The 19,519-nt window shown below is 66.5% G+C and carries 15 protein-coding genes; 8 read left to right on the top strand and 7 right to left on the bottom strand.

The features are described 5' to 3' along the window. Positions 1–38: 38 nt before the first annotated feature. From AC07NT_RS15205 to AC07NT_RS15220, 4 genes are read right to left on the bottom strand one after another with little or no spacing between them, the layout of a single operon-like run. Complete coding sequence (locus tag AC07NT_RS15205; protein ID WP_498599281.1) at positions 39–1,181, bottom strand: BMP family ABC transporter substrate-binding protein; 1,143 nt, start codon at positions 1,179–1,181, stop codon at positions 39–41. A 34-nt stretch (positions 1,182–1,215) separates the two neighbouring features. Beyond that, on the bottom strand, positions 1,216–2,136 hold the full coding sequence (locus tag AC07NT_RS15210) for an ABC transporter permease (RefSeq protein WP_498599280.1): 921 nt from the start codon (positions 2,134–2,136) through the stop codon (positions 1,216–1,218). Further along, positions 2,136–3,197, bottom strand: coding sequence for an ABC transporter permease (locus tag AC07NT_RS15215; protein ID WP_498599279.1), 1,062 nt, complete (start codon positions 3,195–3,197; stop codon positions 2,136–2,138). The genes AC07NT_RS15210 and AC07NT_RS15215 overlap by 1 nt, the downstream gene beginning before the upstream one ends. Continuing rightward, a complete protein-coding gene (locus AC07NT_RS15220) occupies positions 3,184–4,749 on the bottom strand; it encodes an ABC transporter ATP-binding protein (RefSeq protein WP_498599278.1) in 1,566 nt (521 codons plus the stop codon). Before AC07NT_RS15220 ends, AC07NT_RS15215 begins: the two co-directional genes overlap by 14 nt. Before the next feature lie 105 nt (positions 4,750–4,854). Between AC07NT_RS15220 and xdhA the strand changes: the two genes are divergently transcribed. The 3 genes from xdhA to AC07NT_RS15235 are packed head-to-tail and all read left to right on the top strand — an operon-like array spanning position 4,855 to position 9,983. Further along, positions 4,855–6,282, top strand: coding sequence for a xanthine dehydrogenase small subunit (xdhA, locus tag AC07NT_RS15225; protein ID WP_498599277.1), 1,428 nt, complete (start codon positions 4,855–4,857; stop codon positions 6,280–6,282). Next, complete coding sequence (gene xdhB / locus AC07NT_RS15230) at positions 6,279–8,567, top strand: xanthine dehydrogenase molybdopterin binding subunit (RefSeq protein ID WP_498599276.1); 2,289 nt, start codon at positions 6,279–6,281, stop codon at positions 8,565–8,567. The genes xdhA and xdhB overlap by 4 nt, the downstream gene beginning before the upstream one ends. A gap of 9 nt (positions 8,568–8,576) precedes the next feature. Next, on the top strand, positions 8,577–9,983 hold the full coding sequence (locus tag AC07NT_RS15235) for an 8-oxoguanine deaminase (protein WP_498599275.1): 1,407 nt from the start codon (positions 8,577–8,579) through the stop codon (positions 9,981–9,983). Here AC07NT_RS15235 and xdhC read toward each other — a convergent pair whose 3' ends face one another. Together xdhC and mnmA are read right to left on the bottom strand one after the other, a co-directional pair. Next, complete coding sequence (gene xdhC, locus AC07NT_RS15240) at positions 9,984–10,778, bottom strand: xanthine dehydrogenase accessory protein XdhC (RefSeq protein ID WP_498599274.1); 795 nt, start codon at positions 10,776–10,778, stop codon at positions 9,984–9,986. 28 nt (positions 10,779–10,806) lie between these two features. Continuing rightward, complete coding sequence (gene mnmA, locus AC07NT_RS15245) at positions 10,807–11,952, bottom strand: tRNA 2-thiouridine(34) synthase MnmA (protein WP_498599273.1); 1,146 nt, start codon at positions 11,950–11,952, stop codon at positions 10,807–10,809. Between the two features lie 51 nt (positions 11,953–12,003). Here mnmA and AC07NT_RS15250 point away from each other — a divergent pair, with 51 nt between their 5' ends. Together AC07NT_RS15250 and AC07NT_RS15255 are read left to right on the top strand one after the other, a co-directional pair. Continuing rightward, the gene (locus AC07NT_RS15250) at positions 12,004–12,936 is read left to right on the top strand and encodes a LysR family transcriptional regulator (protein WP_498599272.1); all 933 of its coding nucleotides are present in this window, start codon (positions 12,004–12,006) and stop codon (positions 12,934–12,936) included. 150 nt (positions 12,937–13,086) lie between these two features. Continuing rightward, entirely contained in the window at positions 13,087–13,599 is a 513-nt protein-coding gene (locus AC07NT_RS15255; RefSeq protein ID WP_498599271.1) for a GlcG/HbpS family heme-binding protein, read from the top strand. Positions 13,600–13,636: 37 nt separating this feature from the next. Here the strand turns inward: AC07NT_RS15255 and AC07NT_RS15260 are convergent, their stop codons facing one another. Beyond that, on the bottom strand, positions 13,637–14,572 hold the full coding sequence (locus AC07NT_RS15260) for a LysR substrate-binding domain-containing protein (RefSeq protein WP_498599270.1): 936 nt from the start codon (positions 14,570–14,572) through the stop codon (positions 13,637–13,639). A 148-nt stretch (positions 14,573–14,720) separates the two neighbouring features. On the opposite strand from AC07NT_RS15260, the gene AC07NT_RS15265 reads away from it, so the two are divergent. The 3 genes from AC07NT_RS15265 (at position 14,721) to AC07NT_RS15275 (ending at position 19,500) form a co-directional block, all read left to right on the top strand. Then, positions 14,721–15,992 carry an ABC transporter substrate-binding protein gene (locus AC07NT_RS15265; protein ID WP_498599269.1) on the top strand — a complete coding sequence of 424 codons (1,272 nt, stop codon included), beginning with the start codon at positions 14,721–14,723 and terminating at the stop codon, positions 15,990–15,992. 75 nt (positions 15,993–16,067) lie between these two features. After that, positions 16,068–16,943, top strand: a complete 876-nt coding sequence (locus AC07NT_RS15270) for a branched-chain amino acid ABC transporter permease (RefSeq protein ID WP_498599268.1) — start codon at positions 16,068–16,070, stop codon at positions 16,941–16,943. 22 nt (positions 16,944–16,965) lie between these two features. Beyond that, on the top strand, positions 16,966–19,500 hold the full coding sequence (locus AC07NT_RS15275; protein WP_498599267.1) for a branched-chain amino acid ABC transporter ATP-binding protein/permease: 2,535 nt from the start codon (positions 16,966–16,968) through the stop codon (positions 19,498–19,500). Positions 19,501–19,519: the final 19 nt, after the last annotated feature.

The raw sequence follows: 19,519 nt of genomic DNA on the forward strand, positions 1-19,519 counted from the left end.
GGGCTGCCGAAGCAGCCCCTGATCATCCGCCGGCGGGCTTACTTGCCCCCGGGGATCTTGCCTTCCACGCCCTTGACGTAGAAGTTGATGCCGCCGAGGAACTTGTCGTCGGCGACTTCGTTTTTCTTCAGCACTTCCTTGCCATCCTGGCCGACGATCGGGCCCTTCCAGATGGAGAAGGTGCCCGCCTTCAGGCCGGCCTTGACTTCGTCGATCTTCTTCTTTGTTTCGTCGGGCACGTCGGCGGCGAGGGACACCATGTCGATGGCGCCTTCCTTCACGCCCCACCAGCTCTGGCCGGTGGCCCACTTGCCTTCAAGCGCATCACGCGTGGCCTTGATGTAGTAAGGGCCCCAGTTGATGACAGCCGAACCGAGGTGGGCCTTGGGGCCGTAGGCGGTCATGTCGCTGTCCCAGCCGAAGGCGCGCTTGCCCATCTTCTCGGCGGTCTGCAGCACGGCCGAGGAGTCGGTGTTCTGCATCAGCACGTCGGCGCCGCCGTTGATCAGGGCGGTGGCGGCTTCGGTTTCCTTCGGCGGGTTGAACCAGTCACCCACCCAGACCACGCGGGTCTTGACCTTGGGGTTGACCGACTGCGCGCCCAGCGTGAAGCTGTTGATGTTGCGGATCACTTCGGGGATCGGGATGGAACCGACCACACCCAGGGTGTTGGTCTTGGTCATCTTGCCTGCGACCACGCCGGCCATGTAGGCGCCTTCGTAGGTGCGGCTGTCATAGGTGCGCATGTTGTCGGCCGTCTTGTAGCCGGTGGCGTGCTCGAACTTCACACCCTTGGTGTCGGCGGCAACCTTGAGCATGGGCTCCATGTAGCCGAAGGTGGTGCCGAAGATCAGGGTGTTGCCCTGGCCGGCCATGTCGCGGATCACGCGCTCGGCGTCGGCGCTTTCCGGCACCTTCTCGACGAAGCTGGTGACGACCTTGTCGCCGAATTCCTTCTCGACGGCCTTGCGTCCGTTGTCGTGCGCAAAGGTCCAGCCGCCGTCGCCCACGGGGCCCACATAGGCAAAGGCGATCTTCAGCGGTGCCGGCTTGGCGGCAGGAGCGGCTGCCGGCGCAGCGGCCGCAGGCTCTTCCTTCTTGCCGCAGCCCACAAGGGCGGCCGCAGCCAGGGTGATCAGGGCAGCAGCCTGGAACAGGCGGCGTTGGGTCAGGTCGGTCATGAAGGTCCTCACTGGTTGGAAAAAGACGAAGAGATTATGAACTCGGTGTGAACGGTTTTCCTAACGATGCCGGCATGTTCACACGTATCCAGGCCGGGTTGCGCGAAATCAGGGCCAGCACCACGATGGTGGCCAGGTAAGGCAGCATGTCCAGGAACTGGCTGGGTATGTCCACGCCCAAGCCCTGCAGATGGAACTGCAGCATGGTCACGCCACCGAACAGGTAGGCACCGAGCAAGACGCGTGCCGGGCGCCAGGTGGCAAAAGTGGTCAGGGCCAGGGCGATCCAGCCCTTGCCGGCCACCATGCCCTCCACCCACAGCGGGGTGTAGACCACGGAGAGGTAGGCTCCGGACAGCCCGCACAGCGCGCCCCCCACCACCACGGCCGCCAGCCGGATGCGCCGCACCGGGTAACCCAGGGCATGGGCCGATTCGGGCGACTCGCCCACGGCGCGCAGGATCAGACCGCTGCGGCTGCGGTCGAACCACAAGAGCAGGGCCACGACCAGGGCCATGGTCACGTAGACCAGCGGGTGCTGGCGGAACAGGGCCGGGCCGATCCAGGGGATGTCGCCCAGCAGGGGGATCACCCACTGCGTGCGTTCGGGCAGCTTGGCCTGCACGTAGGCAATGCCCGCAAAAGCGGAAAAACCCGCACCAAAAAGACTCAGGGCCAAGCCGGTGGCATAGGGGTTGGTGTTGAGCCAGATCACCAGCCAGCCGAAGAGCGCGGCCAGCAGTGCCCCGGCACCCATGCCGGCGGCAAAGCCGAGCCAGTCGTTGCCCGTGTGCACCACGGTGGCGAAACCGGCGATGGCCGCGCACAGCATCATGCCCTCGGCCCCCAGGTTGACGATGCCGGACTTCTCGTTGATCAGCAGGCCCAGGGCAGCCAGGGCCAGCACGGTGCCGGCATTGAGCGTGGCTGCGAGCAGCAGGGCGTAGGATTCCATCAGCGCTTCCTCCCCCAGACCAGCCGGTAATTGATCAGCGTGTCGCAGGTCAGCAGGGTGAACAGCAGCAGGCCCTGGAACACGCCGGTGATGGACTTGGGCAGGCCCAGGCGCGACTGCGCGAGTTCACCGCCGATGTAGAACATGCTCATGAGGATGGCCGAGAAGACCATGCCCACCGGATGCAGCCGCCCCACAAAGGCCACGATGATGGCCGCAAAACCGTAACCCGCCGGCACATAGGGCGTGAGCTGGCCGATCGGGCCCGCCACTTCCAGCGCCCCGGCCAGGCCGGCCGCGCCGCCCGAGACCAGCAGGGCCGTCCACAAGGCTTTGCGCGAGGAGAAGCCTGCATAACGCGCCGCCGCCGGCGCCAGGCCGCCGACCTGCAGCGCAAAACCTGCGCGCAGGCGGAACAGGAACACCCAGAGCGCGCCCGCGCCCAGCAGGGCCAGGACCAGGCCGATGTTCATGCGCGAGCCGCTCATGAGCCGTGGGATCTGCGTCACCGCGTCGAAGGTCTTGGTCTGCGGAAAGTTGTAGCCCCCCGGGTCCTTCCAGGGACCGTGCACCATGAAGTTCAACAGCTGGATGGCCACATAGACCAGCATCAGGCTCACCAGGATCTCGTTGGCGTTGAAGCGGTCGCGCAGCAGGGCCGTGAAACCCGCCCAGACCATGCCGCCCAGCACACCGGCCAGCAACAGCGCCGGAATGATCCAGGGCCCCGTGCCCTTGCCGGCCAGCAGCGCCACGCCGCCCGCGCAGACCGCACCGATGACAAACTGCCCCTCGGCCCCGATGTTCCAGACATTGGAGCGGAAACACACGGCCAGGCCCAGCGCAATGATGAGCAACGGCGTGGCCTTGACCATGAGTTCGCCCAGCGCGTAACCCGACTTCACCGGTTCCCAGAAGAACATCTGCAGGCCGCGCAGCGGGTCCTTGCCCAGCGCGATGAAGAGGATCACACCCAGCAGCACGGTCAGCGCGAGCGCCAGCAGGGGCGAGCCCAGGCCCCAGGCACGCGAAGGCTGGGGACGGATCTCAAGCCGCAGCATGACCGGCCTCCAGTTCCTGCAGATGGTGCTGCACCTCGCCGTGCCACAGGCCGCTCATCCACTCGCCGATGCGCTCGGTCGTGGCCTCGGCCATCGGCAGGGAGGGCGAGAGCCGCCCCTTGGCCATCACGTGCAGGCGGTCGCTGAGCTCGAACAGCTCTTCCAGCTCTTCGCTGACCACCAGCACGGCGCAGCCCGCGTCGCGCAGCGCCAGGATCTCGGCGCGGATCTGCGCGGCCGCACCCACGTCCACGCCCCAGGTGGGCTGCGAAACGATCAGCAGGCGCGGGCCGGCGTCGATCTCGCGGCCCACGATGAATTTCTGCAGGTTGCCGCCCGAGAGGCTGCGCGCTGCCGCGTGTTCGTCGGCCGCCTTCACGTGCAGGCGCGCGATGATGCCGCGCGCCTGGGCGGCCAGGGCGCTGGTGCGTATCCAGCCCAGCGGGCCCAGCGATTCGCCGCGCGTGAGCAGAAGGTTGTGGTCCAGGCCCATGGCCGGCACGGCGCCGCGACCCAGGCGCTCCTCGGGCACGAAATGCAGGCCCAGGGCACGACGGCGCGCCGGGTCCAGCCGGGTCGCGTCCTGCTCGCCCAGGCGGATGCTGCCGCTGGGGCTGCGCAGGTCCTCGCCCGAAAGTGCGTACAGCAGTTCGCGCTGGCCGTTGCCCGACACCCCAGCGATGCCCACCACCTCGCCCGCGCGCACCTGCAGGGCGATATCGTCCAGGTCCACACCAAAGGGGTCCAGGCGCGCCAGGTTCAGACCGTTCACGTCCAGCTGCACCGCGCCGGTATGGGGCGGCTTGTGCTGCAGGGCCGGTGGCTCGGCGCCGATCATCAGGCGGCTCAGCGAGGCATTGCTTTCTTCGCGCGGGTCGCAGGTGCCGGTGACCCCACCGCCGCGCAGCACCGTGCAGGCCGTGCACAGGGCGCGGATCTCGTGCAGCTTGTGGCTGATGTACAGGATGCTGCAGCCCTGCCCGGCCAGCTGGCGCAGCACGGCAAAGAGTTTTTCCACGGCCTGGGGCGTGAGAACGGAAGTGGGTTCGTCCAGGATCAGCAGCTGCGGTTCGCCGAGCAGGGCGCGGATGATCTCCACGCGCTGCATCTCGCCCACGCTCAGGCTGTGCACATGGCGCTCGGGGTCGATGTCCAAGCCGTACTGCTGGGCCTTGTCGCGGATGCGTTGGGTCACCTCGGCCAGCTTCAGGCTCTTGTCCAGGCCGATCCAGACGTTCTCGGCCACGGTCAGCGAATCAAACAGGCTGAAGTGCTGGAACACCATGCTGATGCCCAGGGCCCGGGCCTGCTGCGGGTTGCGGATGTACACGGCCTGTCCGTTGTAGACGATCTCGCCCTCGTCGGGTTTGACGGCGCCGTAGATGATCTTCATCAGGGTGGACTTGCCCGCCCCGTTTTCGCCCAGCACCGCATGGATCTGGCCAGGGAGCACCGTGAGCGCCACATTGCGGTTCGCGACCACACCGGGGTAGCGTTTGCTGATGCCGGTCAGCAGCAGGCGGGGTTGAGGGGCGTGGTCAGGCTGGCTCATGACAGACAGAAGCTTAAGCTATAAACATGCCAGACCCTTTAGGCGGTCGGGTTCGGATGCAGGACGTGGAGCTTACTGGTATGGTGTTTGCTTGAAATGAGTGGCATGAAACAGAACGTTCTCCAGTTCGTCCGTCGTGGCGAGATCGTCTCGCTGCCCGGCGTGGGGCCCACGCGCACCCTGCTGGAGGTGCTGCGCGAAGACCTGCAGTGCACAGCCGTCAAGGAAGGCTGCGGCGAGGGCGACTGCGGCGCCTGCACCGTGGTGCTGGCCGAGCCCCAAGGTCAGGGCCTGGGCTACAAGGCCATCAACAGCTGCATCCGCCTCGCCCAGTCGGTGCATGGCCTGGCCGTCTGGACCGCGCAGGACCTGCCCGCCGCTGATGGCGCTTTGCATCCCTGCCAGCAGGCCATGGTGGACTGTCACGGCAGCCAGTGCGGTTTCTGCACCCCCGGTTTTGTCATGAGTCTGTTCGGCATGTACCAGAACCGCGTTCTGGCCGGTCAGACCATCAGCCGGGAAGATGCCCAGACCGATCTCTCGGGCAACCTCTGCCGCTGCACCGGTTACCGACCCATCCTCGACGCCGCCCGACAGATGGGTGACTTGCCTCGCGCGCCCGTGGACGAGGCCGCCGTGCTGGCCCAGCTGCGCCAGATCGCACCCGCACCCGCCGCCGACTACAGCGCGCCCACCCGCCTGACCGATCTGCTGCGGCTACGTGCTGAGCAACCGCAGGCCCAGCTGGTGGCCGGCTGCACCGACGTGGGGCTCTGGGTCACCAAGCAGCATCGCCAGTTTGCGCAGGTGCTCGACGTGACCCGTGTGACGGAGTTGCGCGAACTGCGCCAAGCACCCGACACGCTGACCATCGGCGCGGCCGTGACCCTGCACGAGGCCTACGCCGCCCTGGTGGCCGACCGCCCGCAGCTGCAGCGCTTTGCCGAACGTTTCGCCGGTCTGCCCGTGCGCTCCAGCGGCACCCTGGGCGGCAATGTGGCCAACGGCTCGCCCATTGGCGACAGCATGCCCCTGCTGCTGGCCATGGGTGCGACCCTGGTGCTGGCCAGTGTGCGCGGCGAGCGGCGCCTGCCGCTGGACGATTTCTACACGGGCTACCGCAAGAACCTCATGGAGCCCGACGAGGTGCTGGCCTTCATCGAGGTGCCGCGCCCCGTGCCCGACGAACACTTGCGCGTCTACAAGATCTCCAAGCGCCAGGACGACGACATCTCCGCCGTCTGCCTGGCCCTGAACCTGCATGTGCGCGAGGGCCGCATTGCAGGCGCCCGCATCGGCGCGGGCGGCGTGGCGGCCACACCGGTGCGCGCGCGCGAGACCGAAGCGGCCCTGCTGGGCCAGCCCTGGGCGCGTGCCACCTTCGAGACTGCCATCCAGGTGCTGCAGGCCGAGTTCGAACCTATCTCTGACATGCGCGCCAGCGCGGCCTACCGTCGCAGCGTGCTCGGCCGTCTGCTGCTGCGTTACTGGGCCGAAGAGCAGGGCGAGCTGCAGCTGGAGGCCTTGGCATGAGCGCCGCTGACCCCGTCTTCGCCAGCGGCCAGTCGGTCGCGCACGAAAGCGCGCGCCACCAGGTCCAGGGCCTGGCGCCTTATGTGGACGACCTGCCCGAGCTGCGCGGCACCCTGCACGCTGCGCCCATCCTCTCGCCCGTGGCCCACGGCAAGCTCAAGGGCTTGGACACCAAGGCTGCGCGCGCCATGCCCGGTGTGGTGGACGTGGTGCTGGCCGCCGATATTCCGGGCGACCCGCTGCTCGCCACCTTCGTCCACGACGAACCCATCTTCGCGCGTGACACCGTGCAACACGTGGGCCAGGTCATCGGCCTGGTGCTGGCCGAGACCGTGATGCAGGCGCGCCGCGCCGCACGCGCCGTCAAGCTCGACATCGAAGCCCTGCCGGCCGTGCTCACCGCGCGCGCCGCCCATGCGGCGCAGAGTTATGTGCTGCCGCCCGTCACCGTGAAGCGCGGTGAACCCGAACAGGCCATGAAGAAAGCCAGGCACACGCTCAGTGGCAGCTTCGAGGTCGGCGGCCAGGAACACTTCTACCTCGAAGGCCAGATCGCCTACGCGGTGCCGCAGGAACAGCAGCAGTGGCTCATCTACAGCAGCACCCAGCACCCGGGCGAGATCCAGCACTGGGTGGCCCACGCCCTGGGGCTGGACAGCCACCGCGTGCGGGTGGAATGCCGGCGCATGGGTGGTGGTTTCGGCGGCAAGGAAACGCAGGCCGGTCACCTGGCCGTGTGGGCCACGCTGGCCGCGCGCAAGACCGGCCGCCCTGTCAAGCTGCGTCTGGATCGCGACGACGATTTCATGGTGACCGGCAAGCGCCACCCCTTTGCCTACGACTACACCGTGGGTTATGACGACGAAGGGCTGATCACCGCCCTGCAGCTCACTCTGCTGGCCGAATGCGGCTTCAGTGCCGACCTCTCGGGCCCCGTGGCCGACCGCGCCGTCTTCCACAGCGACAACGCCTACTTCCTGAGCGACGTGCGCATCGATAGTTACCGTTGCCGCACCAACACCCAAAGCCACACCGCCTTCCGCGGCTTCGGTGGCCCGCAGGGCGTGATCGCCATCGAGACCATCCTGGGCGACATCGCGCGCCAGCTGGGCCGCGACCCGCTGGACGTGCGCCTGCGCAACCTCTACGGCATCACGGAGCGCAATGTCACCCACTACCAGATGAAGGTGGAAGACAACATCCTGCAGCCGCTGATGACTCAGCTGGCGCAGACCGCGCGTTACCGCGAACGCCGCACCGAGATCGCCGCCTGGAACCGCGAGCACACGGCGCTCAAGAAAGGCCTGGCCCTCACGCCCGTGAAGTTCGGCATCAGCTTCACCGCCACGCTCTTCAACCAGGCCGGCGCGCTGGTGCATGTTTATGCGGACGGCAGCGTGCTGGTCAACCACGGCGGTACCGAGATGGGCCAGGGCCTGCACACCAAGGTAGCGCAGATCGTGGCCGATGAGTTGGGCCTGCCTTTCGAACGTGTACTGGTCAGCGCCAGCGATACGGCGCGCGTGCCCAATGCCAGCGCCACCGCGGCCTCCAGCGGCACCGACCTCAACGGCCGCGCGGCCCAGTTCGCCGCGCGCCAGGTGCGCGAGAACCTGGCCGCTTTTGTGGCCGGCCTGCAGGGCTGCGGCGCGGGCGAGGTGCGTTTTGCGAACGGCAAGATCCTCGCCGCCGGCAGCACCCGCGATTTCCGCGAAGTGGTCAAGGCGGCCTACGCCAACCGTATCCAGCTCTGGAGCGACGGTTTCTACCGCACGCCCAAGATCCACTACGACAAGACCACGCTCACGGGTCGACCCTTCTATTACTTTGCCTACGGCGCGGCCTGCTGCGAGGTGGCCATCGACACGCTCACGGGCGAGAGCCGTGTGCTCGCCGTGGACATCCTGCACGACGTGGGGCAGAGCATCAACCCGGCCATCGACATCGGTCAAATTGAGGGCGGTTTCATCCAGGGCATGGGCTGGCTGACTACCGAGGAACTGGTCTGGAACGCCGACGGCAAACTCGCCACCCACGCGCCAAGCACCTACAAGATCCCCGCCACGGGTGACGTGCCCGAAAAAATGCGCGTGGACTTCTGGCCCGAACCCAACCGCGAAGACAACGTCTTCGGCAGCAAGGCCGTGGGCGAACCGCCCTTCATGCTGGCCATCGCGGTCTGGGAGGCCATCCGTGACGCCGTGGCGACCGCACGCGGTGACGGCCGTGCGCGCATGGACGCGCCGGCCACGGCCGAACGCGTGTGGCGCGCTCTACAGGACTAACTTCGACTCATGACCACCCTGCTCATCAAGGACGCCCGCTGCATCGCCACCCAGGACGACGCGCGCACCGAGCTCAAAGACGCCTCCATCCTCATTCGTGACGGTTTCATCGACCGCATCCTGCCCGCGGGCACGGACCTGCGTGCGCTCGTGGCCGAGGTGGACGAGGTGATCGATGCCCGCAAGCATGTGGTCATCCCCGGCATGGTCAACACGCACCACCACATGGTGCAGTGCCTCACGCGCGCGATACCCGGTGTGCAGAACGCCGAGCTCTTTTCCTGGCTCAAGGGCCTCTACCCCATCTGGGCCGGGCTCACGCCCGAGTTGGTCCAGGTCTCGAACCAGGTGGCCATGGGTGAGTTGCTGCTCAGCGGTTGCACCACCAGCAGCGACCACCTCTACATCTACCCCAACGGCGTGCGCCTGGACGACAGCATCGAAGCCGCGCACACCATCGGCATGCGCTTCACGGCCACACGCGGCAGTATGAGCGTGGGCGAAAGCCAGGGCGGCCTGCCTCCCGACCGCGTGGTGGAAAAAGAAGACTTCATCCTCCAGGAAACGCGTCGCCTCATCGAGACCTGGCACGACACGAAACCCGGCGCCATGCTGCAGGTGGCCGTGGCCCCCTGCTCGCCCTTCACCGTGAGCCAGGACCTGATGCGCGAATCGGCCAAGCTCGCGCGCGCCTACGGCGTGCGCCTGCACACCCATCTGGCTGAAAACGACCACGACATCGCCTACACCCGCGAGCATTTCAACTGCACCCCGGCCGAATACGTCGAAGACCTGGGCTGGGTGGGCCAGGATGTCTGGCACGCCCACTGCGTCAAGCTCGACGAGCATGGCAGCCACCTGTTTGCCAAGACCGGCACGGGCATCGCCCACTGCCCCTGCAGCAATATGCGCCTGGCCAGCGGCATCCTGCCGCTGCGCAAGCTGCTCAACCTCGGTGTGCCCGTGGGCCTGGGTGTGGACGGCAGCGCCAGCAACGACGCGGGCCACCTCTTGAACGAAGCCCGTCAGGCCATGTTGCTCGCGCGCGTGGGCAAGGCGCTCGAACCCTTCGGTTGCGACACCGGTCCCGGCGAGATGACCCCGCGCGACGCGCTCTGGCTCGCCACGCGCGGTGGCGCCCGTGTGCTGGGCCGCGACGACATCGGCCAGATCGCACCCGGCAAATGCGCCGACCTGGCCATGTACCGCACCGACACCCTGAGCATGGCCGGCGGCGCCGTGCATGACCCCCTGGGCGCGCTGATGCTCTGCGCCAGCGAGAACGCCGACTACACGGTGGTCAACGGCAGGGTCGTGGTGCGTCAGGGCGAGCTGACCACGGTGGACACAGGCGTGCTGATCGAACGCCAGAACACCCTGGCCTGGCAACTCGCGCAGCAGGCCGGCACGCGCTGATCAGTTGGGCAGGCGCTGCAGCAGCTGCGCCGCCACCGCCACCGCGATCACCTCGGGCTGTTTGCCCGCGATGCCCGGCACGCCGATGGGGCTGGTCACGCGCGCAAAGTCCGCTTCGCCAAAACCGCGCGCCTCCAGTCGGTGGCGAAAGGTGGCCCACTTGCTCTTGCTGCCGATCAGGCCGATGTAGGGCAGGTCGTCTTTCTCCCGCGCGCGGCGCAGGCACTGCGCCAGGATCTCCAGGTCTTCCGCATGGCTGAAGCTCATGATGAGCACGGCCGAACCCGGTGCGACGTCGGCCACGGCCGCCTGCACCGGGTCCGAGTGTTCGCAGCGGATATTGGGTGCCGTGTCCGCAGGAAAGATCTCGTCGCGGCTGTCGATCCAGTGCAGGGCAAAAGGCAGGTGCGCGAGTTGGCGCGCAATGGCCTGGCCCACATGGCCGCCGCCGAACAGGGCCACAGGCTGTTGCGGTTTCTGAAGGTGTGCCTGCAGGCTGGTGATGTCCTGCATTGTCAGCTTTTCGAACTGCAACCACATCACGCCGCCGCAGCACTGGCCCATGCTCGGGCCGAGTGCTACACGTCGTGGTTTACTAGGGATAGATTCGGTGCCGGCCAGCATGGCGCGGGCCTGGGCGATGGCGTCGAATTCCAGGTGGCCGCCACCGATGGAACCGATTACATGATGGGTCTGCACGGTCATCCACGCACCCACTTCACGTGGTGCCGAGCCCTCAACGCGTACCACCCGTACCAGCAGCGTTGTCTGTGGTTTGCTCTCGGTGGTAGACATGCCTGGCCTGATCCGGATGCGGAGCAGTTCAGGCTTGGGCCGCGTCGATGACGCCACCACCCAAACACACCTCACCGTCATACAGCACCGCCGACTGCCCTGGCGTCACCGCCCATTGCGCCTCCGGGAAAACCAGGCTGAACCCCGCCCCCTCGACGCCCGAGATCGTGCAAGCCGCATCCGCCTGTCGATAGCGTGTCTTGGCCGCCATGGCGCCCGGCTGGGGCGGCTCACCCGCCACCCAGCTCGCGTCCTGCGCGTGCAGCTGCGGCGAGAGCAGCAGAGGATGGTCGTGCCCCTGCACCACCCACAGCGTGTTCTTCTCCATGTCCTTGCGCGCAACGAACCAGGGGGCGTGTTCACCGCCGCCCTTTTGCGCGCCCTTGGCCTTGATGCCGCCGATGCCCAGGCCCTGGCGCTGGCCCAGGGTGTAGAAGCTCAGACCTTCGTGTTTGCCGATGACACGGCCATAGGCTTTGTCGCCGGGCGCGGGCGTGCCGTCCTTGATGGGGCCGGGTTCCTTCTGGATGTAGCGGTTCAGAAACTCGCGGAAGGGGCGCTCGCCGATGAAGCAGATGCCGGTGCTGTCTTTCTTCTTCGCGTTGGGCAGGCCGATCTCTGCCGCGATGCGGCGAACCTCGGTCTTGTGCAGCTCGCCCACGGGGAAGAGGGTCTTGCTCAGCTGGGCCTGGTTCAGGCGGTGCAGGAAATAACTCTGGTCCTTGCTCGGGTCCAGGCCCTTGAGCAGCTCGTGTTTGCCGGTCTGCTTGTTGAGGCGGACGCGGGCGTAGTGGCCGGTGGCGATCTTCTCGGCGCCCAGGCGCATGGCGTGGTCCAGGAAGGCCTTGAACTTGATCTCGGCGTTGCAGAGGATGTCGGGGTTGGGCGTGCGGCCGGCCTGGTATTCGCGCAGGAACTCGGCGAAGACGCGGTCCTTGTACTCGGCAGCGAAGTTGACGTGTTCGATCTCGATGCCGATCACGTCGGCCACAGCGGCGGCGTCCACGAAGTCGATGTTGGACGAGCAGTATTCGCTGTCGTCGTCATCTTCCCAGTTCTTCATGAAGATGCCGATGACTTCGTAACCCTGCTGTTTGAGCAGGTGCGCGCTGACCGCAGAGTCCACGCCCCCGCTCAAACCCACCACCACCCTTTGTTTACCTTTGCTTGCCATAGGTATGCGATTATCCCAGCCGTGACTCAACCGGGCATTTGACGGGCTTTTATGGAACTCAGGCAGATACGTTATTTCGTGCGGGTGGTGGAGCTGGGCAGCATGAGCCGGGCCGCGCTGGAGCTCGACATGGTGCAGTCGGCCCTGAGCCAGCAGATCAGCCGGCTCGAGAGCGAGCTGTCCACCCGCCTGCTGCAGCGTTCCAGCAAGGGCGTGGTGCCCACCGAGGCCGGCCTGGCCTTTTTCCGCGAAGCCCAGCTGACCCTGCGCCATGCCGAGCAGGCCGCGCGCGCGGCCCAGCAGGCAAGACTCTCGGGTTCGGTCAGTGTGGGCCTGGCGCCCACCACGGCCGCCGTGCTGGGCATGCCGCTGCTGCGCGCCATGCGCGAGCGTTACCCCGATGTGCGCCTGCACCTGGTAGAAAGCATGTCGGGCCATGTCAGCACCATGCTCAACGCGCGCCAGCTGGACCTGGCCGTGCTGTTCAGCACCGATCCGGGGCGGCGCTGGAGCGTCATGCCTCTCCTGGAGGAGCGGCTGTATTACATCCGCGCGCGCAGCAGCGTACCCGGCAAGGTGCCGGCGCAGGTGCGCGCGGCCAGCCTCAAGGGCGCGCCGCTGATCATGCCCACGGGCGGCCATGGCCTGCGCAGCGCGCTGGACGCGGTGTTCAGCCGCGCGCGCATCCAGCCCACCGTGGTGGCCGAGATCGATTCCCTGTCCATGCTGATGGATGCGGTCGAAGCGGGCCTGGGTGGTTCGCTGCAGCCCTGGGCGGCGGTGAGCCGTTACCGCGATGCGGACGAGCGTTTTGCCCTGTCGGAGCTGGCCGATCCCCTGGCACGTCGTCGCAACATGTTGTGCAGCCTGTCGGACGACGAGCTGTCACCGGCCGGCCTGGCCGCCCGCGTGGTGCTGGCCGACTGCGCGCGCGAGCTGGTGCGCTCGGGCCGCTGGGTGGGCGCCAGCCTGCTGGCCGATTGAGGCGCGAAGCGCCCCCTCATCAGAAAAACTGATACCCCCATCGCGACCCTGAGGGGGGCGAGGGTATTGCGGCGGACTACATTGCGTCGGTCTGCTGCCGACCCTTTGCCAGGCGGGCAGACGTCATAAACACACAAACAGGAGACGTTCATGATCAAGACCCGCAAACTGCTGGTGGCGGCGACGCTGCTGCTGGCCGGCACCGCTTTCGCCCAGACGCCCAACCCGCTGGATGTGGTGCCCGAGAAGCAACCCAATGACTTTGCTTATGGCACGCCGATCAACCTGGAGCAGGCCGATACCATCCTGGCCGCAGCCGTGGCCGAGTCCAAGCGCCGTCAGTGGACGATCGCCTGTGCGGTGATGGATTCGGGCGCCACCCTGGTCGCTTTCCGGCGGGTGGATGGCACCCAGATTGCTTCCAGCGATATCGCGATCCACAAGGCCCGCACCTCGGTGAAGTACAAGCGCCCGACCAAGGCCTTCGAGGCCGGCATCCAGAGCGGCAACAACTACCTGCTCACGCTCGATGACGTGATTGCTTCGCGCGGCGGCATTCCGATCGTGCAGGGTGGCAAGATCATTGGGGCGATTGGTTGCTCCGGCGGCACCGGTTCGCAGGACGAAGTGGTCTCCAACGCGGGCATTGCCGCGCTGAAGTAAGACCCGGCGCTTGCGTTCACCAAGGGGGTCAGCCTGCTCAGAGCAGGTTGACCCCTTTCCACGTCCCGCTGTTCACCAGCTGCTTGACGGTCTCGCGCAGCTCGCCGCGCACGGCGGCGGCGGCGGGTGTGAGGCGCTCCGGGTCCACCGAGTAGAGGAAGTTGGGGCGTTTCATGTCGGCATCCGAAAAGGCCAGCGTGCGCCAGCCTTCGCGCATGCGGCCTTCGAGCAGGGCGGCCGACATGGGCTTGATGGTGGCGCCCATGCCGTCGCGCACGCAGGTCATGAGCAGGGAGAGCGAGTCGATCTCGGCCACCACGTGCAGGGCCAGATTGCGCTGCTCGAACTCGGCGGCGATACGCCGGCGCAGGCCGTGGATGCCCGTGGGCAGGATCAGCGGCAGGTCGGCCGTGTCGGTGCAGCTGAGCTTGATGCGCCGCGGCGGCACCAGGTCGCTGTCCTCGGGCAGCATCACAAACAGCTCTTCCTCCACCAGCGGCTCGGCCGGCAGGTCGGGCACGGCGTCGCGGCTGAAGAGGATGGCCAGGTCCAGCTGGCCCATGCGCATCATCTGCGCTAGGTGGCCGCTCATGCCCTCGACCACATTGAGCACGATGCCGGGGAATTTCTCGCGGATGCGGCGCATGAAGGGCACCCCCACCGCGCAGACGGTGGTGGCGGCCAGGCCCACCGACACCATGCCGTGCACGGTGCCCGGCTCCTGCCGCGCGATGGACAGGGCCTGGTCCAGCTGGCGCAGCATGAAACGCGCATGGTGGTGCAGGGCGGTGCCGTTTTCCGTGGGGGTCACGCCCTTGGCCGTGCGGATCAGCAGGGGCTTGCCGACCTCGGCCTCGAGCTTGGCGATGTGCTGGCTCAGCGCGGGCTGGGCGATGAAAAGCTGGCGCGAGGCCTTGGCCAGGCTGCCGCTTTCCACGATCTGTACGAAGTACTTGAGTTGTCGCAGGTCCATCGCCGCATCCTATAAGTTTTTCAGGATGGCCCCCTATAAGAAATAGCTATACCCCATCTCGGAAAACAGTATTTTTCAGAGTGAGGTGCTCTTCCTATCATCGGCCCTGCATTCCAAGTCCATACCCAAACCAACAGGAGACAAGATCATGGAAGCCAAACAGAACAAGCTTGAAATCAAGGCGACGTCGACGCAGCGCCGCACCCTGCTGCAGGCAGGGGCCCTGGTGGCCGGCAGCGCCGCCCTGGGTTTCCCCGGACTGGTGGGCGCGCAGTCCGGCCCGATCAAGATCGGCCACCTCACGCCCATGACGGGCTTCCTGGGCGCCCTGGGTGAATACGCGGTGCAGGGCATCAAGATGGCGGCCGAAGAGATCAACGCCGCCGGGGGCGTGATGGGCCGCCCGCTCGACGTCATGAGCGAAGACTCGGTCAACCCGCAGACCGCCGCGACCAAGGCGCAGCGCATGGTGGAACGTGACAACGTGGCCGTGCTGATGGGCGAGATCAACTCCGGCTCGGCGCTGACCATCTCGCAGGTGGCCGCGCGCAACAAGATCCTGTTCATGAGCATTGGCGCGCGCTCCGACGCGCTGCGCGGCAAGGACTGCAACCGCTACACCTTCCACGTGGACATCCCGGTCACGGTGATGGTCAACGCCGCCGGCGAAGCGCTGGTGCGCGAAGGCCACGTCAAGGGCAAGAAGATCTTTGCCCTCACGGCCGACTACCTCTTCGGCCACGACCTGTCGCGCCAGGCCAAGCGTTTCTTCACGGCCAACGGCGGCACGGTGATCGGCGACGAGCTGGTGGCCACTGACGTGACCGACTTCAGCCCCTACCTGCTCAAGATCCGCCAGGCCCGCCCGGACCTGGTGGCTACCAACCTGGCCGGCAACCAGGTGACCAACTTCGTGAAGCAGTATTCGGAGTTCGGTCTGCCCTACCCGGTGGCCGGCTTCAACCTGAACACGGCCGACGCCTGGGCCGCCGGCGAAGGCAACCTCGGCGGTATCTGGCCCACCGTGTGGCACCACGAGCTCAAGACCCCGGCCTCGCAGGCCTTCGTGGCCAACTTCACCAAGAAGTACGGCCGCATTCCGGAGAACCACGCCTGGATCGAGTACGTCTCGCTCAAGATGATGGCCCAGGCCATGAACGCCACCAAGTCCACCGACACCGAGAAGCTGATCGCCTACTTCGAGTCGGAAGCGCAGTTCGACATCCTGAAGGCGCGCAAGGCCTACTTCCGCAGCTGGGACCACCAGCTCATGCAGGAAGCCTATCCCTTCACCGTCAAGCCCAAGGGCCAGGCCAAGAACAAGCAGGACTTCCTGCTGTTCGGCGAGGCCGTGCCGGCGGCGAACCAGCCGCTGGACCTGCTGGCGCCCCCGAAGGCGGAGAGCGTCTGCAAGATGTGAGTTGAAAGTGAACTGAGCTGAGTTGGCCGGCGCCCTGTACTGGCGCCGGCACGTTTTTCCCTCTCCCGGACCCCCATGGAAATCTTGTTCTTGCTCGAGCAGGTCGTCAACGGCCTGGTGCTCGGTGGTTATTACCTGCTGCTGGCCCTGGGCCTGTCGCTGATCTTCAGCGTGGGCGGCATCGTCAACCTGGCGCACGGCGCCTTCTACGCGCTGGGCGCCTACGTCTCGCTGGAAGTCATCAAACATGCCGGTTTCACCGGCAGCATCTTCATCACCCCCGCGCTCGTGGGTCTGCTGGGCATCCTGTTCGAGCGCTATCTGCTGCGTCGTTTCTACACGGCCGACCCCATCCTGAGCCTGCTGGTGACCTTCGGCCTGGCCCTGGTGGCCGAGCAGGCCCTGCGCATGGCCTGGGGTTCGGCCCCGCTGGCTTCCACCATGCCGCCCGAGTTCAAGGGGCAGCTCATCATGGGCGACATGATGTTCTCCAAGTACCGGCTCTTCATCCTGGGCGTGGTGACGGTGGTGATGGCGGGCATCTGGCTGCTGTTGCACAAGACTTCCTTCGGCCGTGTGGTGCGCGCCGGTGTGCAGAAGCCCGACATGGTGGCCGTGCTGGGCATCAAGCTGCAGCCCTATATGACGGCCATCGTGATGCTGGGCGTGGCCACGGCTGCGCTGGGCGGCGTGCTCTTCGGCCCCATCACCATCGTGCATCCGGCCATGGGCACCGAGATCATGACCGTGGCCTTTGTCGTGGTGGTGATCGGCGGCCTGGGCAGTTTCTGGGGCGTGGTGCTCGCGGCGCTGCTGGTGGGTGTGGTGCGCGGCATCACCATCCATTTCCAGCCGGCGGCCGGCGAGGCCTCCATGTACATCCTGATGTTCCTCGTGCTGATGTTCCGTCCGCGCGGCCTGCTGGGTGAGCGCATCGAGCGCTTCGAGTGAGAACAAGAAGAAAACCAAAACAATGACTGCTTTGCTGAATTCCAAATACCGGCCCCTGTGGGTGGGCCTGGCAGCGCTGGTGCTGCTGCCCCTCGTGTTCCAGCTCATCGGCCTGACGCTGGACGCCGCCACCGTGGTGGTCATCCTGGCCATAGCGGCCATGGGCCTGAACCTGCTGGTGGGTTACAGCGGCCTCGTATCTTTCGGTCACAGCGCCTGGTTCGGCATCGGCGGCTACGCCGCGGCGCTGGCCCAGCTGCACTGGTTCAAGGACCAGATCGTGCTGCCTTTCGCCTTCTCCATTGTCTTCACGGCCACGCTCTCGCTGCTGGTGGGCTACCTGATCCTGCGCCGGCGCGGGGTGTATTTTTCGTTGCTGACCCTGGCCCTGTGCGCGCTGACCTTTGCCATCGCCTTTCGCTGGACCAGCCTGACCGGTGGCGAGGGCGGCCTGGGTGGCATCGAACGCGGCTCGCTCGGGCCCATCGATCTCAACGGCCACCTGACCTACTACGTTTTCACGGCCCTGATCGCCTTTGGCGTGCTTTATGCCCTGCTGCGCATCGTGCGCTCGCCCTTCGGCCATGTGCTGGTCGCGATCCGCGAGAACCAGCAGCGCGCAACCTTCCAGGGCTACAACATCGACCGCTACAAGCTGCTGGCCTTCGTGATCTCGGCCACGCTGACCGGCCTGGCCGGCGCGCTGGTGGTCTTCCTGCACCGCCTGGCGGCGGCCGAGTCCACCACGGTGGCCTTCTCGGGCGAGTTGCTGGCCATGGTGGTGATCGGCGGCATGCACAGCTTCCTGGGCCCGGCCCTGGGCGCGCTGTTCTTCCTGCTGTTCCGCGAGCTGTTCTCCATCTACACCGACAACTGGCTGCTCTATTTCGGCCTGATCTTTGTCGGCTTCATCATCTTCTCGCCCGCGGGCCTGACCGGCATCTGGGCCCAGCTCAAGCGGCGTTTCCGCCCCGTGCTTGAGGACGGCGCGGCCATGAGCAAGCGCAAGATCTACGAGGGCCTGCCTCTGCCCGAGTTCCTGCGCCCGAAACGCGTGGAAGGCGCCGTGCTCGAAGCCCAGGGCATCAGCAAGAGCTTTGGTGGCATCCAGGCCGTGCGCGAGAACAGCCTCACGGTGCAGGCCGGCCAGATCCACGCCCTGATCGGCCCCAACGGTGCGGGCAAGACGACGACCTTCAACCTGATCTCGGGCATGTTCATGGCCGACACCGGTACGGTGCGCCTGCACGGCAAGGAGATCCAGTTCCTCGCGCCGGACCGCATCTGCCAGAACGGTCTGGCGCGTTCCTTCCAGATCACGAACCTGTTCAAGGGTTTGACGATTTACGAAAACCTGCGGCTTTCGCTGCAGGCGCGGCACAAGGCGCGCTTCAATTTCTGGCGCGACATCGACAGCTACCCCGAGATCCACGCCGAGACCGCCGAGCTCATGAAGTTCCTGGGCCTGCAGGGCATGGAGCAGGTGGGCGGCGGCGACCTGTCCTACGGTGGCCAGCGTCTGGTGGATCTGGGCATTGCCCTGGGTTCCAAGCCCCAGGTGCTGCTGATGGACGAGCCCCTGGCCGGCCTGGCCGCGGCCGAGCGCGAGCGTGTGTCCAATCTGGTCAAGACCATTGCGAGCAACATTCCCGTGCTGATCGTCGAGCACGACATCGACCGCGTGTTGTCCCTCTCGCACCGCGTGACCGTGATGAACCAGGGCGAGGTGCTCATGAGCGGCACACCCGACGAGGTGCGTTGCGACCAGCGCGTGCAGGAGATCTACACGGGCACCGGTACGCCGCCGGTCACGGGTCGCAGCGGCGTGGCGTCGGGCGACCGGCCCCTGGTGCTGGACTTCGACAAGGTCAACGCCTTCTACGGCAAGAGCCACATCCTCAACGACGCCAGCCTGCAGGTGCGCGAGGGCGAGATTGTGGCGCTGCTGGGCCGCAACGGCGCGGGCAAGTCCACGCTGCTCAAGAGCCTGGTGGGTCTGGTGCCGCCGGCCAGCGGGCGGGTGGTCTTCAACGGCCGCGACATTGCCGGCATGAGCGCCCCCGACATCGCCCGCATCGGCATCGGTTATGTGCCCCAGGGCCGCGGCCTGTTCGCTGGCATGACCGTGAGCGAAAACCTGGCCCTGGGCCGCCTAGCCCGGCCTACCGACGGCAAGACCGGCGTGGTCTGGGATGAAGCGCAGATCCTCGAATATTTTCCGCGTCTGAAACAACGCATGAACGTGGCCGCCGACTACCTCTCTGGCGGTGAGCAGCAGATGGTGGCCGTGGCGCGCGCACTGTCGGGCAACGTCAAGCTGCTGCTGCTGGACGAGCCCTTCGAGGGCCTGGCGCCTACCGTGGTGCAGGAGCTGTTCACCGTGTTCGACAAGCTGCGCCAGCACGTGTCCATCGTCATCGTCGAGCACAACCTCGACCTGGTGCTGGCCCTGGCCGACCGCGCCTACGCGCTGGAGCGCGGCGCCGTCTTCCACGAAGGCCCGGCCGAACCGCTGCTGACCGATCTCGATTACCGCAAGAAGATTCTCTGGCTCTGAGCCGCTGCAACACACAAGG

Source organism: Hylemonella sp. GW821-FHT10B10, from assembly GCF_059415585.1.